Raw genomic sequence first — 25528 nt, 5'->3', positions numbered from 1 at the left:
GACCTCACCCGTATTCGTCCCGTTGCGAGACTTACTGTCAGCCCCAGCTGGCCGCAGCCAGTCGGGTGCTAGGCAGGTCGCCAGCATCCAATTCAAGGATGCAATGCGATGGCCCCGTCTTCCCTCGCCGATAGCGCGTTCCTCCGCCTGCCCCAGATCATCGGAGATGCGAAGGCAACCCCGCCGATCCCGCCATTGATCCCCGTCTCGCGCTCGACCTTCTGGGCCGGCGTGAAGGCTGGGCGCTTCCCTCAGCCGGTCAAGCTGTCGCCTGGCGTCACTGTCTGGCGCGCGGCTGATCTCATGCGCTACATCGCGGACGCTGGCAAAGAGGCTTGAGTCATGGCCAAGCACCCCGTGCCACTTCAATTCTGCTCCGCGAGTCATCGGGGAGGCTCCGGACGTGGCCGATGAGCCTTTCAACTTCTCCGGGAAGCTCGCATTCCTCATCCGCGCATCCTGCGACTCCAGGCTAGTACGCACCGACGTAGCCGTGCTGTCCGTGATCGTCGACCACGCCAACATGCGCGACGGCACATGCTTCCCCAGTCTTGCCACAATCGTGGGGAAGTCGAATGTTCCTAAGACGACTGCTATCCGCGCGCTCCGCCGGCTGGAGTCCTCCAGTTGGATAGCTGTCCGTCGCCGCCACGGCGCTCCATCTACGTATGAGTTGACCGGCTCCGTCGACGGAACTAGTTCCGCCCACGGGACCGGTGCCAGTTGGAACGCGACTGGTGCCACCAAGGGTCTTCGCACCGGTTCCGCCCACGGGACCAATCTGGCCCCGCCCATGGGACACGAACAGAAGAAAGCCTTTAACAGACTTGAACAGATGCCGGCTTCGCCGCCGGCAGATCCCATCTTCGGATCAGGCCTCGCCTTCCTAATCAGCAAAGGCATCTCCGAGCAGCGTGCAAGGTCGATCCTGGGGAAGCTCAGGAAGGACGTTGGTAACGTGGAGGCCAGCCGCCTGCTTTCCCAAGCCGAGAAGCAGGACATTAGCGCTCCGGTTGGCTGGCTGGAAGCAGCTTCAAAATCGCATCGACAGGGCAAGGTCTCCGACGACTTCCGCGAAATCACCTATCAGGGCACTCCAGCAGACCAACAGCCCGCGTGGGCAAGGGGTGCCGCATGAAGACGCTGTCCGCCGCGCCGCGCCTGGAACCTCGGGACTGTCCCCACGGTCATGGCTTGTACCAGGCGAAGGTCACTTCCATCTTGCTGGACAGGGATTGCGAGATCGCGTCTCGATGCCCTGTGTGCGCTGGGCAAGTGCGCGATCGCGCGCGTCAACTCGAAGAGCGCGACCGCCAAAGTCGGATCGCTCGCTTGATGTCCGTATCGGGACTGCCCAGGCGCTTCGCACAGGCCGATTTCAACTCGTACGTGGCGAGGACGAAGGAGCAGCGGGACGCTCTTCGCATCCTTCGCACTTTCACGGAAAAGTTCCAGGAATTGGAGGCCAAGGGCAGTAGCTTGCTTCTAATAGGCGGCCCCGGGACAGGAAAGACGCATCTCGCCCTAGCGGCCCTGCGGGCGCTGACCGAGCGTGAGATTCCCTGCTTCTACGCCACCGCCGCGTCGATGCTCGCGGGCATCAAAGACCACTATGGCCAGCGCGGCGGCGAGCGCTTACAAGCGGCGGCGTTCGATCATCTCCATCGCGTGCGCTTGCTCATCATCGATGAACTGGACGTCGGCCTGTCCGAACACGATATCGGACTGCTGTTCCGAGTGGTCGACGGCCGCTATGCCGACCTCATGCCCATGGTTCTCATCTCGAACCGGCCTCTTGAGCAACTCGAAAAATCCCTCGGGCAACGGTTGATGGACCGGCTCCGCGATTGCGCGGTCACCGTCGCCTTCGCTTGGCCTAGTTATCGCGGAACGAAAGGAGTTTGAAGTGAACGACGACATTGCATCCCGGCTGTACCCCAACCAGGCATCGGCGAACACCGGCTCAGCGCCCCCCAAAACCTTGCCCCCGGGTTCCAGCGACCAACGGCAGGATCTGGCCTTTCGTATGTTTCCGAGCATGGGAGCAACCACGGATCCCATTTCTGACGCACAGAACGGCTCCCAGGCGCCCGCCCTGACCGATCACCAGCTCAGTCCCGCCGAAGCGTTGAGCGCCGACGAGAGCCTCTCTGAACGCATGTACGCGGATGGCGGTCCGGTGCTCGACTCTCCAGAGGCTTACAGCGGGGCCGCGTTAGGCGCCACTTTCGACCAGTTGGAGCATCAGGCGAGGCACGACGGCAACGAGCCCGACGCGCAGGCGTTGGCGGAAGGGCGCCGCGAGGCCAGCGCCCTGCTCTTCGAATGGTCCGTCCCGGCCGATCATGCGCACGAAATCGCCATGGAGCTGTCGGCCTGGCACGACCGATGGATGCGGGATGAGCTCCCCTCGACCGACCAGATCGTAGAGAACGGCGCCAAGGCCCTGAGCGAACTGCGCAAGACCTGGGGCTCTCAGTTCGACGCGAACCTTGCTTTCGCCCGTACGGCCTACCAGCAAGCCTCAAAACGGCTGCCCTGGCTCGCAGACCTGGTGGACTCGGGCGCCGGGAACAGTGCGGTCCTTATCAAGCAATTCGCCGCCATTGGGCGTCGGCAAGCGAGGGCGGCAAGAACTGGGCAAAAACAGTCAGGCAACAGGAGGTAACAGATGGCTCGTTTCAAAAAGGGCGCACCCAGCCCGAATCCGCGGGGACGCCCCAAAGGTTCGAAGTCCGCGCCCAACCTGCTGCGCCAGGACCTCATTAGCGAAGACGACGTCAAGGAAGTCATCGCCAAGGTAGTAACGATGGCTAAGGGCGGCGATCTGGCCGCGGCAGCAATCGTCTTGGACCGAACCGTCCCGAAGCTCAAGCCGCGTGTCGCCGACGTCGAGGACGAAAGCAACTTGGCCGAGGCGCTTCAGGCCGCGCGCGTGCGAGCAATCCAAGGCGCTGGCGGCGGCGTTTCGCTAGAGACCCTCGTCGTGATGAGTGGCGTGCCGCCGAGAACGAACGATGCCATTGCGAGCTCGGCCGTTGCCTCCCTGCCGGCTAAGCCTCCAGCAGCTGCCACTTCAGCCAGCCCAAGTCCTTCCAACACCACACCTGTCCGCCCGGTGCGCCTAAGCCTCCCGGCGACGGACGATCCCATAAACGTTTACAACCCTCTCGAAGGTGGACCCCATGACTACTGATCGCGCATCTCTACTCGCTGGCCAAGCCGAACTCGCCGACCGCAGCCGCGGGCTTCTGGATCGCAAGCGCACCCTCTCCCTGGACGTGGCATCGGGCAAACAATCCGCGGCCCAGGAACTGGGCAATGTCCTCCGGGAGATCGACCAGGTGACCCGGGATCGCGGAGTTCTGGCTAGCGCCCTAGAGGAGCTCGAAAGCCGCCAGGAGGCGGAGCGCCTGGCGCAGCGCATCGCCTCATTGGACCGAGACCTGTCTGCGGCACACAGGTCTATACGCGCGGTCCCAGAGGCATACCTGACCGCACTGCGTGCCGGCGTGGCCTTCCAACACGCACTGGCGACTCTCGCGACGGCTGCGTCCGAGGCAGCGCACGCAGAGGCGGTGGTCGCTGCTGATCCCCGAGCGGTCGTTCACTCGCCATCGATCAACGTCGCACCGTCCATCAACGCGCTGTTGGACGCGATCCTACAGGGGACCGCCTACCAGCCCGAGCGCGCCGACGCGGTGATCGAAGCGTTGCGTCGACCTGATGGTGTCGAGACCTTGGAGGTCCAGATGGAAGCCCAAGTCGCCACCGCACTGCGCAAGGTCCAAGAGGGTGCCGAGCGCAAGCGAAAGGCAATCCGACAGTAATCAGGCCCAGAATGTCGACCGTTTCCGCCCCCAGGTGGCCACTCGCTAACGCCTTAGCTAATCCGTGCCGAGGAGCGCGCTGGGCGGCGCTTATAGCCCAGCATCGCGCTCCATAGAAGTCTAAGTCCTGGATATGCAAAGAGCCCTAGCAGAATCAGGCCAAGCCCTAGTTTTCGCCAGGTCCATTCCCAAATTGACTGGGCTCCATCTCCAGATACACGATTAATCCTAGGATTGCTCGGTACGAACTCAATAGTTTCGGAGGCGCTCAGTGACCCAGTCGGCCCTCTAGTGGTTGCAAAATATTCTTGACCATCTACACGGAAGGAGTAGGCACCCACATCCGAGACAAAGACGCGGCCCTGTGCGTCCTCTTGTTCATCTTCGGCAACCTCAACCAACATACCTTTGGCTATTTGGCCATTCCGTATAAGGGCCAAGTCGTCGAACGGGTTGCGAACAAGGTAATGCCAGAACCACACTCCAAGGACCAAGAGGATAGCGCCGGACGCTAGAGTCTTTCCCGGACGATCGACTTTTGCATCAGACATGGCGCGCTCTCACAGATGCCCAACTTTGATTAGCCGGACCCGCGTTCGGGTTATACATTAGTCGGCTCAAACGCCCTGTCGAGTGACCGCTATGGCTCGGAAGCGGACTTTAGCACCGGCCCTGGACGCTAACTGCCCAATGTCCGCTATCGGCTAGAAGCGGTCATTCGCGTCGGGTGGCAGGTACCTGTTTCAGATTTCGTTGAGCCAAGCAAAGCCAGTGGCCGATCCATTGCCGCCTTGTTATCGCCGCTCGCTGCCCTCGACCGGCTGGGCGCTCTGCCTGGCACCGAGCAAGTTGGCTGCGAGGGCAGTGCCGGGGTCGTTGACTGTGTGGATCACGTCTCTTGGGTGCCTGCTGTGGTCGCTTCGGCTCCAAACTCGGCAAGGTGACCCGCTATCGGCAAATCCGAGAAATGAAGAGGTCGAACGGTACGCACGCCCCGAACTTGCGTGACGGTTTCCCAGTCCAGTAAACACCTGGCCGTAACAATTTTCCGACCAACTACTCTTCAAGCGCTTCCACAGCCCCACTGGACGACCGCCCGGCGGCGACACGTCCTCCAACACCACACACTGAGATTAGTCGGCGTACAGTGAGCTCGGTGATGTACCAGTTCCTAATATCGAATCGAGACGAGCTGATCGCTCGCTGCCGGGCGAAAGTGGCAGGTCGATCGCCGCCTGGTACGGCCGGGGAAGAGTTGAAGCACGGGATCACTGTGTTCCTCGATCAGGTCATAAAAACCCTTGCGTTAGAGAGGACCGCGGATCCGATGCGGAGTCGCAAAGTTTCTGGTCGCTCCGGCGGTGGAAAGCCAGCGCTGTCAGAAATCGGCGAATCGGCCGCACAGCACGGCAAGGAATTGATGCAGCACGGATTCACTGTAGAGGAAGTGGTCCACGACTACGGCGACCTATGCCAAGCAATCACCGATCTAGCTTTCAAACAAGATGCGGCGATCAGCATTGACGAGTTCAGGACTCTCAACCGTTGCCTCGACAACGCCATCGCCAACGCCGTGACTGAGTTCGGCTATCAGCGCGACTCTGTCGTCGCCGACCAGCAGGCCCATGCCCTGAACGAGCGCCTTGGATTCTTTGCACACGAATTGCGCAACCAGTTGTGCACGGCCACCTTGGCACTTTCCGTCATCAAGGGGGGCAGTGTTGGACTGGGCGGAGCTACGGGTGTCGTGCTTGACCGGGCCCTAGTGGGCTTGAGCAACTTGATCGATCGTTCCTTGGCAGAGGTCCGGATGACAGCGGGCCTGCCATTGCATAACCGGCTCTTCTCTGTGGTCGACTTCCTTGCCGAGCTCAAGCTATCTGCATCGCTTGAAGCAGACGTGCGGGGCTGCAAGTTGAATGTTTCCAGCGTTGACCCGCAGTTGGCGCTCGATGTGGATCGGGACCTGATCCTTGCAGCAGCAGGAAATCTCCTGCAGAACGCCTTCAAGTTCTCGCACCCTCACAGCGAAGTCACCCTAAATGCATATGCAATGGCTGATCGCGTATTGATCGACGTCGAGGACCAGTGCGGCGGCCTCCCCCCAGGTGACGCGGAGAAGATGTTTGAAGCTTTCACTCAGGGAGCTGAGGACCGAAGCGGCCTCGGATTAGGCCTGTCGATCTCCCGACGAAGCATCGAGGCCAACGGGGGCATCCTTAGCGTGCGTAATGTTCCAGGCTCCGGGTGCGTCTTTACGATAGACCTTCCGCGCCACTCGGTTTCGAGGTCGCGGGCAGTTCCGGTTCCGCCTTCGGGGTAAATGGACATTCTAAGGATGCGGTGGGGAATGCGACAGATGCTTGACGATCGATCGCCAAATGTCTGCTTTGGGTCGAAAGCGGACATTAGCACAGGGACCTGCGCCCGCCCATGCATCCGGTTTCGAGCACCATCGTCAATCAAGGCCCAGCATATTGCTTGCAGCACTAGCCGCTTTGCTGCGCTTCCCCTTCTTGGACGACCTGATCATGCCGCGGATGCTCCAGGTCTCCTGCTTCGTCTTCTTTATGTTGAGCAACGTATCGTTTACGGACAACGCCGACTGTATGAGGAAGTTCTCAAGCAGATCGATCTGATAGGTCGGCGCCTTCCTACCACTCGGAGACTCAAACATGAACAACACCAAGGTCCCGCGCGCGTAATCGGCCAAGATCTCGTTGCACTTCCCGAGCTTGTGCGATGCGAAGCACTCTTGACCAAAGCTCTTCGTTGCTTTTCCAACGTACATGGGAGTGAGCCCGCGACTAGCCCGCATCGCGAATACGTAGCAGCCGCTTCTACCCTGCAAGGACGGATGATTCCTAAAGAACTCCTCACCCTCCTCGGCCCGCACGATGCGACCTACCTTCCCTTTGTACACCGGCACAACATGCGGCCCTGACACGATGAACTCGCTCATTCCGTCCCCAGAGAAAAAATTTCAAATCAAGTGATGGAGAAACGCACGACTGCCTCGCCGTAGACGAGTCTTTGCCGCTTCCGCTTCCGCTTCCGCTTCCGACCACAGCGTCGTCAGCACGATCGCCCCATACATCAGACCTGCACCGGCGATCCCGAACATCGCCACCGGCCCGCCAGTCGAGCCATTCGGAACAAACGCAGCGCCGTATACGAAGAATGCGCGCACGGTGCCGAGGCCCAACTTCGGTATCAGGTTGTCATTGGCCGCCATGCCGTTTCCCCCATCCGTTCAAGCCAGACCACAAACGTCCGCTTTGGGTCGAAAGCGGACGTTGGAACCGCCCCCCGGAACTTCTAGCCCACCTCTTCGTTCTCGCTTCATTTCTCAGGCCGATACAACTCATTGAAAACATGCTCAGGCATCCATGTCTCGTACTGATCTGAGGTCCCCAGCTTCCGGACTACCACGTACCCCGGGAAGATCCGACCGCAACTCGGTGGAGGATTCATGTTCTGGCTGGTGCTGAGCTTGCTGAACCTGACCTTGTAGTCGACGTTAGATACGCCGGCCGCCTTAACCTTGACTCCGTACCTTCGAGCGGTGTCTCGATCAACGGCATCAAAGAGCGCCATCTGCTCCAACGTTACGAACGGTCGATCTGAGCTATAAGCGCCCACTAACGCCTCCCACTCCTAAATGTTATGCCGTGTTCTGCCTGAAGGCTGCTACTGGTTGGAAAGCGACGATTCTTTCCGGCGTCGCCCGTCCCCTTCTAGAATACTTATCGCCTTGCACGATCAGACCAATCCGGGATCTGGTAGCCGCCCTCGAACCCGAAGACTATCCAGAATGCAACGACCATGAGCAGGACGCCGCAAAGGGCTAGAGCATTCTTAGCTCTGTTGCTTGTTACGCCGAGGGCACCAAATAGCTTGTCCATAGCAAAGAAGGCTCCGGCGGAACCAAGCAAGAACAGCATTAGTTTGATTGCGTTTTCCATTGGACCTGGTGTGGCCGAACGCCTTAGTTGGCCGAGCTTAGGCCTGCCGTCGGAGAACCGTGCTGTACTCACGTATGCAGGCTGACCTAATCTGGCTCTTGGACAACGATTTGTTGCCCATGACCTCTGCCACGGGGACAAGCATGATCATCGTCCGGTCATCCTTGGTGTTCCACCCATAAGCTACGAGATCCTTGTCAGCAAGGAATGCCTGGCTCCCGTCCTCGTAATCGGAGGTTGGGATGCTGCCATTCGGTTCCCGGTTGACAGATGCCGTCAAGTGAACGAGCCCGATTGAACTCTCTACTAGCACCCGGTCAGTGTGGCCTTGAGAATTGGTGCGACCCACTACGACAGAGGCGGTGTGACCAAGCGACGTTAGATGAGTGGCCACCAGCGACGCCAAGCACCTTTTACGCTCTAGAACCGTTTTTCCCGTAATCACCGATGTGGGTCCTAAGCAAGCCTTACACCTGAGTTAAGCCGAGCCACGAAGTGGCTTCGGCTTGAATGAATTGTTAGGCATTAGCTTCACCACGCCCACTCGTCTGCTCGCCGGGTCACAACGAAGCCGACAATAAGTCCTGTGGCCCACAGCACCGGGGCCAGCACCCGCGCCCATGCCGGACCAGTCAAAGCGAGTTCCGCTTGCCCGAGTGCCCAAGTAAGTAGCGCTGCACAAAGAATGCCTAGGGCCACAGCCGCAATGGTTCCGGTGCGCGCCCGAAAGCGCGGAGCAATAAAGGCCGCGGCCAGGACGAATGCATAAGGCACACCGAAAGCATAGAGCAACCGCTCCAAGGTTTCGGGTGCTAGCCCGGACAATGGATTGACGCCAGCCCCAATGGCCAGCGCTAGCCAGTGCAGCGGAAAGGTTGCCAAGGCGGCCGCAAGAAACGCACCCGGGATCACAAGAAGCCACCGCAAAGTCCGCATAACTCTCCCCTAATGCCCAACTACCTAATAGACGGACCCGCGGGTCCGGTCATACGTCCGCGCCACATCCGAATGGGCTGTACCCCCTGATCGGGCTTGAGCTTATGCAAGCTGGGTCCGGCTAACAAGAGTGCAATTCGTAGGGCTTTGCGCAGCCTGTTCGCAGCTGTAGGCCCTTCCCGACTGGCATTCGGGACCTGACCCGATACGAATCCCCACGGGGCCTCGATTCTGGGGGCTTCATGACCGACGAAATCAGGCCGCCATGCTGGAAGCCCGGGAGCAGTTGCCCGAACGACTGCGCGGCACGACTCCACCAACAAGTGGTCTACAACCACACCACGCTCCATGGCCCTTGGGCCGGCTGGCGCATGGCTGGCGCCCGTTTGATCGCACTTGGGCGCGAATGGATCGCGCCGCATCAGCTGGACCGGTGGCTGTGGAGGCACGCCCGCATGTTCGAACGCTGATAACCTCAAAGGATGCACGCAACCAATGGGGAGCACCGCGCTATGTCCGAGGTGGATGAGCAAGAACCGATTACGTCTCCGCAAGTACGGCAATTGGCAGTTGACGCCGGCAAGCTCGTTCGCTCAATCGGGCCGCTGATAAACCATCTGAAGATCCCTATAGATGCGCGCAATCAGACCGCTGTCGCTTTGTTCGCCTCATCACTGGATCACGGTGAGGCGCTCTGCGCACTGATTGCCACGGAACGCTCTAACAGTGGTGGTCCTGCTCTAACCCTTCACCGTGCTCAGACCGAGCAGTTCCTACGTGGATCATTCTTCGCGGAACACGCAACCGATGACGAGATCGCTTACTTCACACGGAAGAACCAGCTGAAGTGGCGCGATGGAGAGAAGTTGACTACAGCGAAAATCGCCCGAATCGTTGAGTCTACGTTCCAAGGTTGCGGAACTTCTTTCTCGAACAGCGTACAGAAAACTTGGAGCGCACTGTGCGGCTACGTGCATGGCGGGACGGAGATTCTCGACATGTATCTCACGGAAGACGGAAACGGAATCAACTCGGCGCTCGACGTTGACCGCGCAACAAAGATCATAAGTCGGGGCGTGTCGATGGCAATGATGACGACGGTCGTGATGTCGCGACTTGGGAATGCAAAAGAGCCGGCCTTCACAGGTCCGTTTACAGAGGCCTACACAGAGTGCATGCGCATCGCAGCGTTCGTGAAGCGCGTCACCTAAGGGGCGGGTTGAACTTGGCCGGCGCCGTAACCGCTGACCTGCGCGGCGCTGATAGTTGCACCGGATGAAAGAGCGGCATCTAGCAGCATGGTTTGCCGCGACATGCGCTGACCTACCCGATCACCAAGTTCCGTAACGTCTGCTATGAAGAATCTACCTAAGCGCACGCGCGAAAACCTCGGCCGAATGGACTCGAAGATGGTCATGCCGTTGATCAAGCCTGGAACGGTGATTCGGGTCACTATTCGAATCCCTGGCCATGCGGACAGAGTGCTCGACACTGTGGCTTATCCGCACCTGATACCGAGGTCAAAACAGGGAGTCAACAGATGTGTCGGTGAATAACTCATCGCCATAGAAGGAACGGTGCTTCACGACTACATCGAAGCGCTTTGCCATGGCGTGTACGTCGACCGACTTCCCGGAGGCTTGTTTGACCGTAAACCGCACAATGGGAAGCTCGTCCCCTACCGCCAGGCATGAGCCTGGTGAGATGTACCCGAGCAAGTAGGGCCGTATCAGCTCGACACCGAGAGCGTTTGAGACCAATTGAGCGTCCTCCTCATCCCGGCATGCCAGTGGCTTACCATCGAACAGGAGTATGTATTCGGAGATCACGGCCGGCCCCAAGCCAGACGATTTCATCTTCAGCAAAACAGTCTGCGTAGGCCCTGAGGCCTCCCGGTAGAACGATAGTTTCGGACGCACGGCAAGGCGCCTGCTCCTGTCGTCTGCCTTGATCGTGCGCCAGGTCGCAAAGAATGCACCGCCGGACACACACAGAGCAGCGAAGTCGATCCACTCGGCCATGCCCCCCCCTTGTGTCAGAAGCTTATCGGATCGGCCCTGTCCTTCGCACCCTAAAGCGGGCTGGTTTCAACGGTAGATTTGACGGTATCTGGCGAACCAACTCGGACAAAATCCGCGCAGTTGCAGCGTTTCAGCGCACGATTTGATAGCCCCCACCTCCACCATTCAAGCAAAAGCCCGCCTTGTGCGGGCTTTTTGCTTTTGGGCGATCAGTTCGCCGGCCTGGACGACGGCGCCACTGCGCGGATCGCGTCGACGACTGCCTTCGGGTCTTCCCGGTGGATGTTGTGGCCCGTCGCGAGGTACCGGTGCGTTCCACGCGAGAAACTCGCGAACAGGACGCCGTGCTGGGCCTTCCAGATGGCTTTGCCATGGGCTGTTTCCTCGAACACCATCGGATCCGCCGCGACCTGCGTCGACGTCAGCAGCGCCACCGGGACGTCGGGCATCGCACGCGTGGACGCGGCGTCCGGGCTGTCCAGTTGCTTGATGAGCATCTGGTAATCCGCGCCCATCGCCGCCGGCAGCATGCCCATCAGGGCCTTGTCGTCGGCGAGCACGCGGTCGCGGTCGGCCGCGATGTACGCGTGGCGTTGGCTCATAGTCGCCGGGTCGACCAGGACGAGCCCCGCGATGCGCTCGGGATGCTGCCGCGCGAACTCGGTCGCCAGCAGGCCGCCGTAGGAGTGACCGACGAGCACGACTTTGCGGCCCGGCGCGAGCGAGTCGATCACCGCACCCAGGTCATCGACATGTGCCTGGATGGTCTTGGGTTTGCCGTCCGTTCCGGACTTGCCCAGTCCGGCGCGCGCGTACGCGATGCAATGGCACTGCTCGCCGAGATCGGCGATGACCGCCTTCCACACGCCTGCACCCTGGCCGAAGCCGGACTCGAACACGATGTCCATCGGCCCGTTGCCAGTCTGCTCGGCCTGCAGCACGTAACCCTGGAGCTGCACTTGCGCCTCACCGGCATGCGCGACCGTCGCGGCCATAGTCATTACTGCCAGCAGCACTGCCTTGAACGTCGAACTCATGCGTTGTTTCCCCGTGATCGCACCAGCCAGAGTGCTCGTGCGTGAGCGCGAGTGTAGGTGCGGGCACCGCTTTCCTCCCATGCCATACGACACGGACTCGCGGATGGCGTCTTCCGGTGGCACGATCACGTCCGTGACCATCCGACCCGCCGAAGCCGTACATCTGCGCGACCTGGCGCGGCTTCGCCGCGTGCGCGACCGGATCGACCGCGAGTTCGCGCAGCCATTGGACGTGGAGGCGCTCGCCCTTGGCGTGCACATGTCGGCCGGGCATCTCAGCCGCCAGTTCAAGCTGGCCTATGGCGAGTCGCCCTACTCCTATCTGATGACCCGCCGCATCGAGCGCGCGATGGCGCTGCTGCGCGGTGGCGAGCTCAGCGTCACCGAGGTCTGCTTCGCGGTCGGTTGCTCGTCGCTGGGCACCTTCAGCACCCGCTTCACCGAGCTGGTCGGCGTGCCGCCCAGCGTCTATCGGCGCCAGCTGGAAGGCGCCGAGCCGGGCATTCCGTCGTGTGTCGAGAAGCAGGTGACCAGACCGGTCAGGAATCGAGAAGCGAAGCGTACCGACCCCGACCTAGCATGACCGCTCGACCCAACAAGGACGACTGCAATGAACATCACCATCCACGCCAGCTTTCTCCCCCACAACGACCCGGACGCCGCGCTGGCCTTCTACCGCGACACGCTCGGCTTCGAGGTCCGCAAGGACGTCGGTTACAACGGCCTGCGCTGGATCACGGTCGGCCCGCCCGGCCAGCCTGAGACCTCGATCGTGCTGCACCCGCCGGCCGCCACCCCGGGCATCACCGAGGAGGAGCGCCGCACCATCGCGGAGATGATGGCCAAGGGCACATACGGCATCATCCTGCTGGCCACCAGGGACCTCGACGGTGCATTCGAGAAGCTGCAGGCCAGCGGCGCCGAGATCGTCCAGGGAGCCGACCGACCAGCCGTACGGCGTGCGCGACTGCGCGGTCCGCGACCCGTCGGGCAACATGATGCGGATCCAGCAGCTGGGCTGAGAATTCGCCCTCCGGCCAGAACCGAAGCCCTCGCAACGAATTGCCGAAGCGTCGTCCGCCGGGTCGGGGATCGCGCAGCAGCGGGACATGGATGTCCCGCGCCCCGCCTTCGGACAGGATGTCCGACGAAGGGGCGGAGCAATCCCCGGCCCGGCGGACGACGCCGCCCCGAAGCGCAAGGCAATGCCCCGCACCGTGATCCCGGCGTAACGCACTGCGAGCGCAGAATGACGCCTCCCCACGCAAGGACGGCGACGATGGCCGACGAAATCGACGACACCGGCACCCTCAAGGCCCTGCTCGACCGGCTGAACAATTTCCGCCTGCCACGCACGATGGCGGTGAAGAAGCGCGTCGACGCGGGCGAGCGCCTGACCGACGAAGACATCACCTTCCTCAAGGGCGCGCTCGAAGACGCGCAGCGTGGCCAGCAGGTCTGGGCGCGCAATCCGGACATGCACAAGATCGGCGTACAGATCGTCGAACTCTACGACGACATCATCAGCAAGGCGGTCGAGAACGAGAAGAAGGCATAACGCTGCCCGGAGCAAGCCATGAAAGCCGACAAACACGAGGCGCCCGCAGAACCGGAAAAGATGAAGCGCAAGGACTACGAGGCGGAGCTGGAGAAGCTGCACGTCGAACTGGTCAAGCTGCAGATGTGGCTGGTGGCGAAGAAGATGAAGGTCTGCGTCGTGTTCGAGGGGCGCGACACCGCCGGCAAGGGCGGGACGATCAAGGCGATCACCGAGCGGGTCAGCCCACGCGTGTTCCGCGTCGTGGCCCTGCCGGCGCCGACCGACCGCGAGAAGAGCCAGATGTACTTCCAGCGCTACATGCGCCACCTGCCGGCGGCCGGCGAATTCGTGATCTTCGATCGCAGCTGGTACAACCGTGCCGGCGTCGAACGGGTGATGGGATTCACCTCGGAGGCCCAGGTCCGCAAGTTCCTGCGGACCACGCCACTGGTGGAAGCGGCGATCGTGCAGTCGGGAATCATCCTGCTCAAGTACTGGCTGGAAGTCAGCGACGACGAGCAGACCCGGCGCCTGAAGGAACGCGCCACCGACGGACGCAAGCTGTGGAAGCTCTCGCCGATGGACCTCAAGTCCTACGGCCGCTGGTACGACTATTCGCGCGCACGCGACGACATGTTCACCGCCACCGACTCGCCGCAGGCGCCATGGTACGTCGCACGCACCGACGACAAGCGTCGTGGCCGGCTCAACATCATCCGCCACATGCTCGACAAGATTCCCTACGAGGATCTTCCACGCGAGAAGTTCAGCCTGCCAAAGCGGCAGAAACGCGGCGACTATGTCGAGCCGGACTATCCTTTCAAGTTCATCAAGGAGCAGTACTGATACCGTTGCCCCGGCCGGAATGACCACTCGGGCATGACTTCGACAGGGAGCTGACGGATGAACGGCTGGATGCGTTGGCTGCCCGGACTGCAGATCATCAGGCGCTACGAAGCGGCCTGGCTGCCGAACGACCTGATGGCCGGCCTGGTGCTGACCACGATGCTGGTGCCGGTCGGCATCGCCTACGCCGTGGCCTCGGGCGTTCCGGGCATCTACGGCCTGTACGCCACCATTGTCCCCCTGCTCGCCTACGCCCTGTTTGGCCCGAGCCGGATCCTGGTGCTGGGGCCGGATTCCTCGCTGGCAGCGGTGATCCTCGCGGTCGTGCTGCCGCTTTCTGCAGGCGACGCGGCGCGCGCCGTGGTCGTGGCAAGCCTGATGGCCGTGGTGTCTGGGCTGGTGTGCATCCTGATCGGCGTGCTTCGCCTCGGATTCGTCACCGAACTGCTGTCCAAGCCGATCCGATACGGCTACATGAATGGCATCGCGCTGACGGTGCTGGTCAGCCAGTTGCCGAAGTTGTTCGGGTTCTCGATCGACAGCGCCGGGCCGCTGCGCGATCTGTCCAGCACGACGCAGGCGATCCTCGGCGGCCAGGCCAACTGGACCGCATTCGCCGTCGGCGCCGGCACCCTGGTGCTGATCCTGCTGCTCAAGCCATACAAGCAGATCCCCGGGCTGCTGATCGCCGTGATCGCTGCCACGTTCGTGGTTGGTGCGCTGTCGCTGGATGAAACCGCGGGAGTCAAAGTGCTCGGCCAGCTCCCGCAGGGCCTGCCGTCTTTTGTACTGCCGTGGATCGAACCTGCCGACCTCGCACAGGTGGTGATCGGCGGATGCGCAGTGGCGATGGTGGCCTTCGCCGACACCAGCGTGCTGTCGCGCACCTATGCGGCCAAGACCGGCACTTACGTCGATCCGAACCAGGAGATGGTCGGCCTGGGCGCTGCCAACCTCGCCGCCGGCCTGTTCCAGGGATTCCCGATCAGCAGCAGTTCCTCGCGCACGCCGGTCGCCGAGGCCGCAGGCTCGAAGACGCAGCTCACCGGCGTGGTCGGTGCGATTGCGGTGGCCCTGCTGCTGGTCTTCGCCCCCAATCTGCTCGAGCACCTGCCCAGCAGCGCGCTGGCGGCGGTGGTCATTGCCGCGGCGATCGGCCTGTTCGAGTTCGCCGACCTGCGCCGCATCTACCGCATCCAGCAGTGGGAGTTCTGGCTGTCGATCGCCTGCTTCGTCGGCGTCGCAGTACTGGGCGTGATCCCAGGCATCGGCATTGCCATCCTCATCGCCGTGATCGAGTTCCTCTGGGACGGCTGGCGGCCGCACCACGCCGTCATGGGCCGCGTCGACGGCATCCGCGGCTTCCACGACATCCGGCGTTATCCGCAGGCGCGACTGGTGCCTGGCCTGGTGCTGTTCCGCTGGGATGCACCGTTGTTCTTCGCCAATGCCGAGCTTTTCCACCAGCGCGTGCTCGAAGCGGTCGCGCAATCGCCCACGCCCGCACGGCGGATCATCGTCGCCGCCGAACCGGTCACCAGCATCGACGTGACGTCGGCCGACATGCTCGCCGAACTGGAACGGTCGCTGCGCGAATCCGGCGTCGAGTTCCGGTTCGCCGAGCTGAAGGATCCGGTCAAGGACAAGCTCCTGCGTTTCGAGATCCTCGAGCGCTTCGGGCCGATGTATCCGACCATCGGTGCCGCGGTCGATGCGTACCTCGAGGAGCACTCGGTGGACTGGCACTGGGAAGACGAGGAAAGCGACTGACCTCAGCCGCCATTGCGGTGCGCGCGCTTCAGCAGCCGCAGTGCCGCCTGCTCCCATTGCCGGGCGCCGCGCGCATTGGCGGTGGCGCGATGCAGGCGGCCGTCCTCCCAGCAGGCAAACACGGCCGGATCGATATAGGACTTGCGGCAGATCGCCGGCGTGTTGCCGAGCAGCTGCGCGACCTCCTTGATCACCGCGTTGCGGGTGGCGACGATGCCCTGGGCATCGGGTTGCCCGTTGTCCTTGTGCGGAACCTCGCTTCCGGCGAGCAGGCGGATGGCCGTCAGCGTCCCGCCCCAGGTGCGGAAGTCCTTGGCGGTGAAGTCGCCGCCGGTGGCGTCGCGCAGGTAATCGTTGACCAGGCCCGAGTCGACCGGCTGCACGTTGTCGTCCTCATCGCGGTACTGGAACAGCATCTGCCCGGGCAACTGCTGGCATCGGTGCATCAGGCGCGTCAGGCGGGCGTCGTCCAGGACCACGTCGTGCTCGAGGCCGCCCTTGCCGCGAAAGCGGAACTTGGCCCGGCCGCCGCGCAGGAACTCGACGTGGCGATTGCGCAGCGTGGTCAGTCCAAAGGAACCATTGCCGCGCACGTACTCGTCGTTGCCGATGCGCAGCAGCGTGTCGGCCAGGACCGCCACGACTATGGCCGATACCTTCTCGCGCCCCAGGCCACTGCGCGCGAGATCGCTGCGCAGACGGCGCCGCAGACGCGGCAGCGACGCGCCGAACGCGACGATGCGATCGAACTTGTTGCTGTCGCGGACCTGGCTCCAGTCCGGGTGGTAGCGGTACTGCTTGCGACCGCGCGCATCGCGACCGGTGGCCTGCAGGTGGCCGTTGGCGCGGGTGCAGATCCAGACGTCGCGATAAGCCGGTGGGATCGCCAGGGCGCGGATCCGCGCGAGCGTGGTGGCGTCGCGGACCGTGCGGCCGTTGGCGTCGAGGTATGAGAACCCCTTGCCGGCGCGCCGGCGCCTCAGGCCCGGGACGTCGTCACTGACGTAGACCAGGCCTCCGGCCGCGGCCGACAGCTCGGCTTCGGCAGTCTTGCTGGAGGAGGTGGTGGATCGCTCGCGTGCGGCCATGGCCGGCAGCATCCCGGCGCGCGCATCAAGAGGATGTCACTGCCTGGTGCATCCGTTCAGCCTGTTGGCCCGCATGCCATGGCGATCCATGCGCACCCTTGCCTGCTCTGGCGCGATCATTGGATCCATGGCTTTCATCCGCACCGCCGACCCGGACAGAACCCGCGCCAGCAGCGAGGGGGCGAGTTACGTTTACGTGCTGCCGTGCGCCGGCGGCGAGGACCTGCTCAAGCTCGGCTTCTCGCGCCATCCGCTGCAACGCATGCAGGCGCTGCAGACCCGCTACTTCGAGTTCTTCGATCTCGACAGCGCTTTCCTGGTCGAGACCGAAACCGTGCGCGACGCGCGCGACCTGGAGCTGTCGCTGGGGCATGCGATTGCCGTGCACGCCGCGCCCGTCCCCCTGGTGGTGCGCGAGGAAGCCGGCGGCCACAGTGAGTGGTATCGGGGCGCCCACGCGGTCCTCGCCGCCGGGATCGCCGCCCTCGCTGCCCGTGGATACACCGTCCATCATCCGCTGCGGCCATGGCTGCGCCGCGAACTGCTGCGCAGTCGCGAGGATCTCTTCAGCTGGGGGACCACCCTGCTCGATGGTCTGCAGGGCGATGCCGGGTGGCTCGACCGGCCGCAGATGGCGCAGCTGCGCCGGCATGCACTCGACACGCTCGACGCGTACGCCGCAGTCGACATTCCCGTAACTGACGTACTGCCGGATCTGCTCGCCCAGTGGTACCGCAGGACAACGGGAAATCGATAAGGTGCGCCCGGTCTCACGCCTCCTCGGCGGCGAGACCGGACGCGTTCTTCACTTCACAACGTGCTCAGCGCGCACGTCCGCGCGTGAACAGATTGACGATGGCCAGCAGGACGATCGCGCCCAGCAGCGACAGCAGCAGGCCGCCAATGCTGAAATTGCCGTCGTTGATGTCGCCGCCGCCGATTCCCAGCACGCCGCCCAGCCAGCCGCCGATGAAGGCACCGATGATGCCGACGATGATGTTGAGCAGGATTCCCTGCTGACCATCGCGACGCATGACCAGGCTCGCAAGCCAGCCAATGACGCCGCCGACGATCAACCAGATGATGATACCCATGGCATACCCTCCGTTTAGGTGCGACCGATCCTAGGAAGCCATGCGTGACGCGCATGTTATTGGCCAGGCGCCCCGTCGTGACGCCGTCTATACATCGCCTGACCTTAGGGTGGTCGGATGGACTGGACGCTGCAGTTGATCGTGCTCGGCGACGCCGCCATCGCCATGGTGCTGGGCGGCGCGATCGGTTTCGAGCGCGAACTCAAGAACCGGCCGGCCGGTTTCCGCACCCACATGCTGGTGGCCGGCGCCGCCGCGCTGCTCGTTGGCTTGGGCCAACTGGTGATCACCGACCATCGCCTCGATGGCGAGGGACTCACGCTCGATCCGTTGCGCCTGGTCGAGGCGGTGATCGCCGGCGTCTCCTTCATCGGCGCCGGCACCATCTTCGGCCACCGCGGCTCGCAGGTCGTGGCCGGCATCACCACGGCGGCTTCGATCCTGATGGTGGCGGTGATCGGTGTGATGGCCGGGTTCCGCTACCACCTGCTGGCGCTGGCGGCGACGGTGCTGACGCTGCTGGTACTGGCCGCGGTCGGTTCGATCGAGCGGCGGATGATGGCGAAGGTGAAGGACAACGGCAGCGACGCCACGAAACGCTGATTCACGGAGAAATGATCAGCGGAAGTCGCGCGAACTGGTATCCAGCTCGCCGAGCAGCTCGGCGTAGTTCTCCAGCCGCTGTGCGATCACGTGCTGCACGCCATCGACGCGCTCCAGGCGCCCTTCCACCGCCAGCAGCTGCGACTCCAGCAGCACCCGCCGCTGGCGTTCGGCCAGGTGCTTCCAGACGACGACGTTGATCGTTCCCGATTCGTCTTCCAGCGTCACGAAGATCACGCCGCTGGCGGTCTGCGGTTGCTGGCGGCCGCGCACCAGCCCGGCGGTGCGCACGTTGCGGCCATGCGCGACCTGGTCGAGTTCGGTCGATCCCTTGCAGCGACGCGCGGCCAGCGCCTTGCGCAGGTACGACAGCGGATGGCGGCCGAGCGTGGTGCCGGTCAGGGCGTAATCGGCGCGCAGGTCCTCGTCGGCGGTCGGCATCGGCAGGCGGATCTGCGTTTCCTTGCCGGACACGGTCGCGCCCAGCAGCGGCAGCTGGCGTTCGACGCCGGTGATCGCCCAGCGCGCGCGATGGCGATGGCCGGCCAGTGACTTCAGCGCACCGGCATCGGCCAGCAGGCCCTGCTGACGGCGATCGAGCGCGGCGCGTTCGCACAGATCGGCGACGTCGTCGAACGCGCGCCGTGCCCGCGCCGCTTCGATGCGTTCGGCGGCGACGCTGTCGAAGCCCTGGATCATGCGAAGGCCGAGCCGGATCGAAGGCTCTGCCTGGTCACGCAACCGCTCCAGGCTGCAGTCCCAGTCGCTGAAACGCACGTCCACCGGCAACACGCGCACGCCATGGCGGCGCACGTCCTGCAGGATCTGATCGGGCGTGTAGAAGCCCATCGGCCAGCTGTTGATCAGGCTGCAGGCGAACGCCGCCGGCTCGTGCCGCTTGAGCCAGCAGGTGACATAGGTGATCAACGCGAAGCTGGCTGCGTGCGACTCGGGGAAGCCGTAACTGCCGAAGCCCTTGATCTGCTCGAAGATGCGCTCGGCGAACTCGAGCGTGTAGCCGTTGCCGAGCATGCGCGTGGTCAGCCGTTCGCGGTGATGCTCCAGTCCGCCGTGGCGTTTCCATGCGGCCATCGAGCGGCGCAGTTCGTCGGCCTCGCCCGGCGTGTAGTCGGCGGCCTGGATCGCCAGCTGCATCACCTGCTCCTGGAACAGCGGCACGCCCAGGGTGCGTTCGAACACCTCGCGCAGGCGCGGCGGGTACTCGACCGGCTCCTGGCCGTTGCGACGGCGCAGGTAGGGATGAACCATGTCGCCCTGGATCGGCCCCGGCCGCACGATCGCGACCTCGATCACCAGGTCGTAGAAGTTCTTCGGCCGCAGCCGCGGCAGCATCGCCATCTGCGCGCGCGATTCGATCTGGAACACGCCAACGGTGTCGGCGCGGCCGATCATCTCGTAGGTGTCCGGGTCGTCGGCCGGGATGTCGGCCATGGTCATGTCGCGATGCCCGTGCCGGCGCAGCCGGTCGAGCGTCTTGCGCACCGCGGTCAGCATGCCCAGGGCGAGGCAGTCGACCTTGGACACCTGCATGACATCCAGGTCGTCCTTGTCCCACTGGATCACGGTGCGGCCGTCCATCGCCGCGTTCTCCACCGGCACCAGGTTGTGCAGCGGCTGCTCGCTGATGACGAAGCCGCCCGGGTGTTGCGACAGGTGGCGCGGGAAGCCGATCAGCTCGCCGGTGAGCTGCAGCACCCGGCGCAGGATCGGCGCCTCCGGGTCGAAGCCGCGCTCGCGCAGGTACTCGGGCATCGGCAGTTCGCCGCTCCAGCGCTCCATGGTCGCGGCCAGTTCGTTGACCTGGTCCGGCGGCAGCCCGAGCGCCTTGGCGACGTCGCGGATCGCGCTCTTGCCGCGGTAGCTGATCGCCACCGTCACCAGCGCCGCGCGCTCGCGGCCGTAGCGTTCAAACACGTACTGCAGCACCTCCTCGCGGCGCTCGTGCTCGAAGTCGATGTCGATGTCCGGCGGCTCGTTGCGCTCGCGCGAGAGGAAGCGCTCGAACAGCATGTTCATCGCCCCGGGGTCGAGCTCGGTCACGCCCAGTGCGTAGCACACCGCCGAATTGGCGGCCGAGCCGCGGCCCTGGCACAGGATCGCGCGGCTGCGGGCGAAGCGGACGATGTCGTGCACGGTCAGGAAGTAGGACTCGTAACGCAGCTCGGAGATCAGCGCCAGTTCGTGCTCGATCTGGTCGCGGGCCTTGTCGGGCGTGCCCTTCGGCCAGCGCCAGCGCGCGCCCTCCTCGGTCAGCTGGCGCAGCCAGGTCGCGGCGGTGTGGCCTTCGGGCACCAGTTCGCGCGGGTATTCGTAGCGCAGCTGGTCGAGGGTGAAGCGGCAGCGCTCGGCGACGCGCACGGTTTCGGCCAGCAGGTCGGCCGGGTAGATCGCCGACAGCGCACGACGCGTGCGCAGGTGGCGCTCGCCATTGGCGAACAGCAATGCCCCGGCCTCGACCACCGTGGTGCGATGGCGGATCGCAGTCAGCGTGTCCTGCAGCACGCGGCGCGAACGCACGTGCATGTGCGCATCGCCGGCGGCGACCAGCGGCAGGCCGTGACGATGGCCCAGTTCGCGCAGCACCTGCAGGCGGTCGTCATCGTCCGGGCCGCGGTGCAGTTCGACGGCGATCCACAGGCGTTCCGGGAATATCGACTTGAGCCAGTCGACTTCACCATCGTGGCCGTCGGCCGGCAGCCACAACGCCAGCAGGCCATCGGGAAGTCCGTCGAAGTCCTCGCGCAACAGGCGGTAGCGGCCCTTCTCGGCGCGACGCCGGGCGACGGTGATCATCCGGCACAGCGCGGCGTAACCGTCCAGGTCCGCCACCAGCAGCACCACGGCCGGGCCGCCTTCGATCCGCATCTCGCTGCCGACGATCAACGGCAGCCCGCTTTTCCGCGACGCCTCCAGCGCGCGCACGATGCCGGCCAGCGAGCATTCGTCGGTGATCGCCAGGGCCTGGTAGCCCTGTTCCCTGGCGCGGTCGAACAGCTCCTGCGCGACCGAGGCGCCGCGCTGGAAGCTGAAGGCCGACAGGCAATGCAGCTCGGCATAGTCCGGCAGCGCGCTGTTGGAGAGCGCGCTCATGCGAACCACCCATGCAGCATGTACGGCCCGCGCTCGCCGGCGACGCAATAGGCCCAGGCGCGCTGTCCGTTGGACGTTTCGACCAGGTAGTAATCGCGGCGCACCTCAAAGCCGTCCCACCAGCCCGATTCGATGCGCTCGGGCCCGGCAAGCACGGTCAATGCGTGATCGCGCAGCGGGATCGGCTGATGCAGCAGCCAGCCCGGGCGCGGCAACGACGGCGGCGCAGTCTCGCGTTGTACAGGTGCTTCCACGCCCCAGGCGCGTTCGGGTCGATGGTCGCCACGGATGGCCAGGCCATGCACGGCATCGTCACCCAGACGCGCGCGCAGTCGTTCGCGCAATTGCGGCCACGGCATCGCCTGCTGCGATCGGGCATCGAACAGGTCGCGGCTGGCCGGCACGAACGGCGGCAGTTCCTGCGCAAGCAGGCGCAGGCCGCGCACCGGTGCCGGCACCCTCGCCTGCTCGAGCCGGCCGCGGGTGAGTTCGAACAAGGTCGCCGCCGCGCGTTCGGGTGCGAGCAGGCCGACCGTGACCTCGCTGTCCTCGCAACGCTCGTGCTCGAGCACCAGCACGAAGCGCTGCACACCGCCGTCGCGACCGGCAAGGAAGGTGGCCAGGTCCGCGGTCAGTCGGCGCAGCGGGAACAACAGCGCCTGGCTGGATTCGATCTCGTGGTCGAACTCCATGCGCTGGTCGAACACGTCCGGCGGCCGGTACAGGGTCAACGGCAGCGTCATCTCGCCGCGCAGGGCATCGAGGTACGGCAGCACCGTCTTCGGAAAGCGCCGGGTGATGCTGTCACGCGGCAGCTCGAACACCTGCCGCAGGTGGCGCAGCCCCATGCGCGACAGCGACACCGCTGTCTCGCGATCGAGCCCGGCCCGCTCCACCGGAATCTGCCCCAGGCCGGTCAGCAGGCTTTCGTCGGTCAGTCCGATGCCATCGTGGACATTGGCCAGCACGCGCGCGGCATGCGGATTGGGCGCGGCGACCAGGCGATGGCGGAAGCCCATCTCGCGCAGTTCCTCGCGCATCTGCGCCTCCAGCCGCGGCCACGGCCCGAACAGTTTCAGGCTGCGGCCGATCTCCAGCACGATCGCATGCGAGAACTGCGTACTGACCTGCGAACTGAAACGGTAGGCCCAGGCCGCGACCAGGTCACGCCAGTGCGCCGCGTCCTTCGCATCAAAGGCGACGCTGGTGAAACCGGCATTGATCGCCTGCGCCGCCGCCAGCGATTGCCCCGGTCGCAGTCCGAGCGCACGCGCGGCCGGGTTGACCGAGTGCAGCACGCGCCGCTGCACCGGCCCATCGATCAGCGCCAATGGCTGATCGGGCATCGGCTGACGGCGCAGGACACCGTCCAACGCCAGTTGCGGCAACAGCAGGCAGACCCAGCGCATGACGGTCCTGCCTTACTGCCAATCGAAGGCAATGGGCCGCGTCGGCGCCAGTCCGCCACGGCACTTGAGCACGCGCAGCTGCTGCGGATCGGTGTCGATGGCGATGCGCAGCGCCGCCGGCGAAGGATTGCGCGCGGCCTTGGCCGGACGGATCGCGAAGCCCAGGCAACGCCCGCTCTCGGCCGCCACCTGCAACCGCCGCAGCGCGCGATCGTCGGCGTGCAGCGGCCAGCACAGCACCGCCGCGCACGCACCCGAACGCAGGCACTGCTCGGCCGCCCACAACGCATCGCGCGGCGGCGTATCGATCACCTGTAACTGCGACAGGCGCACGCCGGCGCGCTGCCACGCCGGCGCAAACGGCACATATGGCGGCGCGACCAGGACAACCGTTCCCTCCTGCTGCGACAACCGCGCCAGCGCCGGCCACAGCAGGCGCAGCTCACCGACGCCGTCGGCCGGGATCAGCAGTTCGGTCAATGCACCGTCGGGCCAGCCACCCGAAGGCAGCGCCGCATCGAGCATGGCGTGCCCGCTCGGCTGCGGACTGGCGGGCAGCACATGGCGCTGCTGGCCTTTCCAGAGCCGGCGCTGGTCCAGCAGGCTGTCGATGGCGACGACCGCGCCCATGCCCTGCCCTCAGCCCTGCCGGATCAGACCGCAGAAGATGCCTTCAATGGCGAAGTCCTGGCCGGGCTCGACCACGATGGGCGAATGCGCCGGATTGCGCGGCAACAGGCGGATGCCCTCGCCGACGTGCTCCAGTCGCTTGATGGTGATCTCGCCATCGACCCGCGCCACGACCACCTGGCCATCGCGCGCCGCGTTGCTGCGATGCACCCCGACCAGATCGCCGTCGAGGATGCCGTCGTCGACCATCGAATCGCCCTGCACCCTGAGCAGGTAATCGGGCGCACGCGAGAACAGGCGGCGATCCAGGCGCAGGCGCGGAGCGTCCTCGACGATGTCGGCACCGATCGGCACACCGGCCGCGACCCGTCCCAATACCGGCAGGCTGACCAGCTCACCCGGCGCATCGCGACCGAGCAGGCGGATGCCACGGCGCTGGTTCGGCACCAGCTCGATCTGGCCCGCGTCGGCCAGCGCCTGCACATGCTTTTTGGCCGCGGTGACCGAAGCGAAACCGAAGGCCAGCGCGATCTCCGCCAGGCTCGGCGGCTGCCCCTCCTCGATCCGTTCGCGGATGAAGGCCAGGACGGCGGTACGTTTCGGGGAAGGACTGGCCATGGTGCATATATTTACACCTTGGCGCTCCGGTTGAACAGATCTCACGGTCCTGTTTACTAAAGCCGGGATTCGTATCGCGCAGCTCTACGCAGACCATGACCTCAATGAGTTCAATCGTTTACATATCATTCTTGAAGTCCGTACCAACCGAGCAGGAAAGCCCTCGACAAAAGAAAAGGGCCGCCTGATGGCGGCCCTTTCCGGGACACGACCTGACGCCGTGATCAGGACTCGATCGGCACCAGCGTGATCTCGACGCGGCGGTTCTGCGCGCGACCGGAATCGGTGTCGTTGCTCGCCACCGGATGGGTCTCGCCGGCGCCGACCACGATGAAGCGATCGCGGTTGAGGCCGCGGCTGGTCAGGTAACCCGACACCGCATCGGCCCGCTGCTCCGACAGCTTCTGGTTGTACGCATCGCTACCGACGCTGTCGGTATGACCGGCCACCTCGACGATGGTCTGGTTGTACTCCTGCAGCGTGCGCGCGACGTTGTCGAGCACCGGATAGAACTCCGGCTTCAGATTGGACTTGTCGAAATCGAAGGTGATGCCGCTGGGCATGTTGAGCGTGATGTTGTTGCCGTCGCGCACCACGTCGACGCCGGTACCGGCCATCTGGTCGCGCAGCGCACGCTCCTGGCGATCCTGGTAGTTGCCGATCGCGGCACCGGCGAGGCCGCCGACACCGGCACCGACCAGCGCACGCTGACGACGCTCGGTGGCATCGTCACCGCTGAGCAGGCCCGCGGCGACACCGGCCAGCGCACCGATCAGCGCGCCCTTGCCGGTCTTGCTCATGCCCTGCTGCTGCGCCGGCGGCTGCCCCTGCTGCGGCGGAGCGCTCTGCGGATACTGGCCCTGCGGGTACTGCTGGCCGTAATACGGCTGGCTCGTGGCGCAACCGGCGAGCACGGCGGTCATCGCCAGTGCGGCGAATGCGATCTTGATCTGGGTCTTCATCGGGGCGGTCCTTCTTGGAAGATCGGTTGAACTGTGGCGCAAGCTAATCACGTCCGCGTGCAGCGGAA

Annotated in this window: 25 protein-coding genes and 1 pseudogene; 15 read left to right on the top strand and 11 right to left on the bottom strand. The window is 64.2% G+C overall.

Going from position 1 to position 25528, the window contains the following annotated elements:
* The first annotated feature begins 108 nt into the window (after positions 1-108).
* The 8 genes and pseudogenes from HIV01_RS04270 to HIV01_RS04240 all read left to right on the top strand — a co-directional run bounded on the left by HIV01_RS04270 (position 109) and on the right by HIV01_RS04240 (position 6153).
* Positions 109-339, top strand: coding sequence for a helix-turn-helix transcriptional regulator (locus tag HIV01_RS04270; protein WP_200605104.1), 231 nt, complete (start codon positions 109-111; stop codon positions 337-339).
* Positions 340-403: 64 nt separating this feature from the next.
* Positions 404-622, top strand: a pseudogene (locus HIV01_RS18295) (helix-turn-helix domain-containing protein); the annotation flags it as partial.
* Positions 623-793: 171 nt separating this feature from the next.
* Positions 794-1138, top strand: coding sequence for a hypothetical protein (locus HIV01_RS18100; protein WP_245156909.1), 345 nt, complete (start codon positions 794-796; stop codon positions 1136-1138).
* Complete coding sequence (locus HIV01_RS04260) at positions 1135-1905, top strand: ATP-binding protein (RefSeq protein WP_200605102.1); 771 nt, start codon at positions 1135-1137, stop codon at positions 1903-1905. The genes HIV01_RS18100 and HIV01_RS04260 overlap by 4 nt, the downstream gene beginning before the upstream one ends.
* A gap of 1 nt (position 1906) precedes the next feature.
* Positions 1907-2668, top strand: a complete 762-nt coding sequence (locus tag HIV01_RS04255; protein ID WP_200605101.1) for a hypothetical protein — start codon at positions 1907-1909, stop codon at positions 2666-2668.
* Positions 2669-2671: 3 nt separating this feature from the next.
* On the top strand, positions 2672-3196 hold the full coding sequence (locus tag HIV01_RS04250) for a DUF5681 domain-containing protein (protein ID WP_200605100.1): 525 nt from the start codon (positions 2672-2674) through the stop codon (positions 3194-3196).
* Positions 3186-3830 (top strand): hypothetical protein, encoded by a 645-nt coding sequence (locus HIV01_RS04245; RefSeq protein WP_200605099.1) that lies wholly within the window; start codon positions 3186-3188, stop codon positions 3828-3830. The genes HIV01_RS04250 and HIV01_RS04245 overlap by 11 nt, the downstream gene beginning before the upstream one ends.
* Positions 3831-4989: 1159 nt before the next feature.
* Positions 4990-6153 (top strand): sensor histidine kinase, encoded by a 1164-nt coding sequence (locus HIV01_RS04240; RefSeq protein ID WP_200605098.1) that lies wholly within the window; start codon positions 4990-4992, stop codon positions 6151-6153.
* A 135-nt stretch (positions 6154-6288) separates the two neighbouring features.
* Here HIV01_RS04240 and HIV01_RS04235 read toward each other — a convergent pair whose 3' ends face one another.
* The gene (locus HIV01_RS04235) at positions 6289-6792 is read right to left on the bottom strand and encodes a hypothetical protein (protein WP_200605097.1); all 504 of its coding nucleotides are present in this window, start codon (positions 6790-6792) and stop codon (positions 6289-6291) included.
* Between the two features lie 21 nt (positions 6793-6813).
* Complete coding sequence (locus HIV01_RS04230) at positions 6814-7065, bottom strand: hypothetical protein (protein ID WP_200605096.1); 252 nt, start codon at positions 7063-7065, stop codon at positions 6814-6816.
* A gap of 2178 nt (positions 7066-9243) precedes the next feature.
* Between HIV01_RS04230 and HIV01_RS04225 the strand changes: the two genes are divergently transcribed.
* Positions 9244-9942 (top strand): DUF6988 family protein, encoded by a 699-nt coding sequence (locus tag HIV01_RS04225; protein WP_207527083.1) that lies wholly within the window; start codon positions 9244-9246, stop codon positions 9940-9942.
* A gap of 309 nt (positions 9943-10251) precedes the next feature.
* Here HIV01_RS04225 and HIV01_RS04220 read toward each other — a convergent pair whose 3' ends face one another.
* Both HIV01_RS04220 and HIV01_RS04215 read right to left on the bottom strand, forming a co-directional pair.
* Positions 10252-10752 carry a hypothetical protein gene (locus tag HIV01_RS04220; protein ID WP_200605094.1) on the bottom strand — a complete coding sequence of 167 codons (501 nt, stop codon included), beginning with the start codon at positions 10750-10752 and terminating at the stop codon, positions 10252-10254.
* A 209-nt stretch (positions 10753-10961) separates the two neighbouring features.
* Positions 10962-11789, bottom strand: a complete 828-nt coding sequence (locus HIV01_RS04215) for an alpha/beta fold hydrolase (RefSeq protein WP_200606353.1) — start codon at positions 11787-11789, stop codon at positions 10962-10964.
* Positions 11790-11922: 133 nt separating this feature from the next.
* Here HIV01_RS04215 and HIV01_RS04210 point away from each other — a divergent pair, with 133 nt between their 5' ends.
* The 4 genes from HIV01_RS04210 to HIV01_RS04190 are packed head-to-tail and all read left to right on the top strand — an operon-like array spanning position 11923 to position 15945.
* The gene (locus HIV01_RS04210; protein ID WP_200605093.1) at positions 11923-12372 is read left to right on the top strand and encodes a helix-turn-helix transcriptional regulator; all 450 of its coding nucleotides are present in this window, start codon (positions 11923-11925) and stop codon (positions 12370-12372) included.
* A gap of 27 nt (positions 12373-12399) precedes the next feature.
* The gene (locus HIV01_RS18095; RefSeq protein WP_245156908.1) at positions 12400-13347 is read left to right on the top strand and encodes a VOC family protein; all 948 of its coding nucleotides are present in this window, start codon (positions 12400-12402) and stop codon (positions 13345-13347) included.
* An 18-nt stretch (positions 13348-13365) separates the two neighbouring features.
* The gene (gene ppk2, locus HIV01_RS04195; protein WP_200605090.1) at positions 13366-14175 is read left to right on the top strand and encodes a polyphosphate kinase 2; all 810 of its coding nucleotides are present in this window, start codon (positions 13366-13368) and stop codon (positions 14173-14175) included.
* A gap of 57 nt (positions 14176-14232) precedes the next feature.
* Positions 14233-15945 (top strand): SulP family inorganic anion transporter, encoded by a 1713-nt coding sequence (locus tag HIV01_RS04190; protein ID WP_200605089.1) that lies wholly within the window; start codon positions 14233-14235, stop codon positions 15943-15945.
* 2 nt (positions 15946-15947) lie between these two features.
* Here the strand turns inward: HIV01_RS04190 and HIV01_RS04185 are convergent, their stop codons facing one another.
* Positions 15948-17033, bottom strand: a complete 1086-nt coding sequence (locus HIV01_RS04185; RefSeq protein WP_200605088.1) for a DNA topoisomerase IB — start codon at positions 17031-17033, stop codon at positions 15948-15950.
* A gap of 127 nt (positions 17034-17160) precedes the next feature.
* On the opposite strand from HIV01_RS04185, the gene HIV01_RS04180 reads away from it, so the two are divergent.
* Positions 17161-17790, top strand: coding sequence for a GIY-YIG nuclease family protein (locus HIV01_RS04180; protein WP_200605087.1), 630 nt, complete (start codon positions 17161-17163; stop codon positions 17788-17790).
* Positions 17791-17854: 64 nt separating this feature from the next.
* On the opposite strand, the gene HIV01_RS04175 is transcribed toward HIV01_RS04180, so the two are convergent.
* Positions 17855-18127, bottom strand: a complete 273-nt coding sequence (locus tag HIV01_RS04175; RefSeq protein WP_158730828.1) for a GlsB/YeaQ/YmgE family stress response membrane protein — start codon at positions 18125-18127, stop codon at positions 17855-17857.
* A gap of 117 nt (positions 18128-18244) precedes the next feature.
* Between HIV01_RS04175 and HIV01_RS04170 the strand changes: the two genes are divergently transcribed.
* Entirely contained in the window at positions 18245-18730 is a 486-nt protein-coding gene (locus HIV01_RS04170) for an MgtC/SapB family protein (protein WP_200605086.1), read from the top strand.
* A gap of 15 nt (positions 18731-18745) precedes the next feature.
* On the opposite strand, the gene HIV01_RS04165 is transcribed toward HIV01_RS04170, so the two are convergent.
* The 5 genes from HIV01_RS04165 to HIV01_RS04145 form a co-directional block, all read right to left on the bottom strand.
* The gene (locus tag HIV01_RS04165) at positions 18746-21841 is read right to left on the bottom strand and encodes an error-prone DNA polymerase (RefSeq protein WP_200605085.1); all 3096 of its coding nucleotides are present in this window, start codon (positions 21839-21841) and stop codon (positions 18746-18748) included.
* Entirely contained in the window at positions 21838-23250 is a 1413-nt protein-coding gene (locus HIV01_RS04160) for a Y-family DNA polymerase (RefSeq protein WP_200605084.1), read from the bottom strand. The genes HIV01_RS04165 and HIV01_RS04160 overlap by 4 nt, the downstream gene beginning before the upstream one ends.
* Positions 23251-23262: 12 nt before the next feature.
* A complete protein-coding gene (imuA, locus tag HIV01_RS04155; RefSeq protein WP_200605083.1) occupies positions 23263-23880 on the bottom strand; it encodes a translesion DNA synthesis-associated protein ImuA in 618 nt (205 codons plus the stop codon).
* Positions 23881-23889: 9 nt separating this feature from the next.
* Positions 23890-24498: a transcriptional repressor LexA gene (gene lexA / locus HIV01_RS04150; RefSeq protein ID WP_200605082.1), complete on the bottom strand. Its 609-nt coding sequence runs from the start codon at positions 24496-24498 to the stop codon at positions 23890-23892.
* Positions 24499-24722: 224 nt separating this feature from the next.
* Positions 24723-25460: a YiaD family glycine zipper/OmpA-like lipoprotein gene (locus HIV01_RS04145; protein ID WP_200605081.1), complete on the bottom strand. Its 738-nt coding sequence runs from the start codon at positions 25458-25460 to the stop codon at positions 24723-24725.
* Positions 25461-25528: the final 68 nt, after the last annotated feature.

It is taken from the genome of Lysobacter arenosi (assembly GCF_016613475.2).
Lineage (GTDB): Bacteria > Pseudomonadota > Gammaproteobacteria > Xanthomonadales > Xanthomonadaceae > Lysobacter_J > Lysobacter_J arenosi.
This window is presented reverse-complemented; position numbering and strand designations above follow the sequence as displayed.

Excerpts from the sequence above, each read along its gene's own strand:
- HIV01_RS04270 (WP_200605104.1), top strand. The coding sequence starts at position 109 with ATGGCCCCGTCTTCCCTCGCCGATAGCGCGTTCCTCCGCCTGCCCCAG.
- HIV01_RS18100 (WP_245156909.1), top strand. The coding sequence starts at position 794 with ATGGGACACGAACAGAAGAAAGCCTTTAACAGACTTGAACAGATGCCG.
- HIV01_RS04260 (WP_200605102.1), top strand. The coding sequence starts at position 1,135 with ATGAAGACGCTGTCCGCCGCGCCGCGCCTGGAACCTCGGGACTGTCCC.
- HIV01_RS04250 (WP_200605100.1), top strand. The coding sequence starts at position 2,672 with ATGGCTCGTTTCAAAAAGGGCGCACCCAGCCCGAATCCGCGGGGACGC.
- HIV01_RS04245 (WP_200605099.1), top strand. The coding sequence starts at position 3,186 with ATGACTACTGATCGCGCATCTCTACTCGCTGGCCAAGCCGAACTCGCC.
- HIV01_RS04240 (WP_200605098.1), top strand. The coding sequence starts at position 4,990 with ATGTACCAGTTCCTAATATCGAATCGAGACGAGCTGATCGCTCGCTGC.
- HIV01_RS04235 (WP_200605097.1), bottom strand. The coding sequence starts at position 6,792 with ATGAGCGAGTTCATCGTGTCAGGGCCGCATGTTGTGCCGGTGTACAAA.
- HIV01_RS04230 (WP_200605096.1), bottom strand. The coding sequence starts at position 7,065 with ATGGCGGCCAATGACAACCTGATACCGAAGTTGGGCCTCGGCACCGTG.
- HIV01_RS04225 (WP_207527083.1), top strand. The coding sequence starts at position 9,244 with ATGTCCGAGGTGGATGAGCAAGAACCGATTACGTCTCCGCAAGTACGG.
- HIV01_RS04220 (WP_200605094.1), bottom strand. The coding sequence starts at position 10,752 with ATGGCCGAGTGGATCGACTTCGCTGCTCTGTGTGTGTCCGGCGGTGCA.
- HIV01_RS04215 (WP_200606353.1), bottom strand. The coding sequence starts at position 11,789 with ATGAGTTCGACGTTCAAGGCAGTGCTGCTGGCAGTAATGACTATGGCC.
- HIV01_RS18095 (WP_245156908.1), top strand. The coding sequence starts at position 12,400 with ATGAACATCACCATCCACGCCAGCTTTCTCCCCCACAACGACCCGGAC.
- ppk2 (WP_200605090.1), top strand. The coding sequence starts at position 13,366 with ATGAAAGCCGACAAACACGAGGCGCCCGCAGAACCGGAAAAGATGAAG.
- HIV01_RS04190 (WP_200605089.1), top strand. The coding sequence starts at position 14,233 with ATGAACGGCTGGATGCGTTGGCTGCCCGGACTGCAGATCATCAGGCGC.
- HIV01_RS04185 (WP_200605088.1), bottom strand. The coding sequence starts at position 17,033 with ATGGCCGCACGCGAGCGATCCACCACCTCCTCCAGCAAGACTGCCGAA.
- HIV01_RS04180 (WP_200605087.1), top strand. The coding sequence starts at position 17,161 with ATGGCTTTCATCCGCACCGCCGACCCGGACAGAACCCGCGCCAGCAGC.
- HIV01_RS04175 (WP_158730828.1), bottom strand. The coding sequence starts at position 18,127 with ATGGGTATCATCATCTGGTTGATCGTCGGCGGCGTCATTGGCTGGCTT.
- HIV01_RS04170 (WP_200605086.1), top strand. The coding sequence starts at position 18,245 with ATGGACTGGACGCTGCAGTTGATCGTGCTCGGCGACGCCGCCATCGCC.
- HIV01_RS04165 (WP_200605085.1), bottom strand. The coding sequence starts at position 21,841 with ATGAGCGCGCTCTCCAACAGCGCGCTGCCGGACTATGCCGAGCTGCAT.
- HIV01_RS04160 (WP_200605084.1), bottom strand. The coding sequence starts at position 23,250 with ATGCGCTGGGTCTGCCTGCTGTTGCCGCAACTGGCGTTGGACGGTGTC.
- imuA (WP_200605083.1), bottom strand. The coding sequence starts at position 23,880 with ATGGGCGCGGTCGTCGCCATCGACAGCCTGCTGGACCAGCGCCGGCTC.
- lexA (WP_200605082.1), bottom strand. The coding sequence starts at position 24,498 with ATGGCCAGTCCTTCCCCGAAACGTACCGCCGTCCTGGCCTTCATCCGC.
- HIV01_RS04145 (WP_200605081.1), bottom strand. The coding sequence starts at position 25,460 with ATGAAGACCCAGATCAAGATCGCATTCGCCGCACTGGCGATGACCGCC.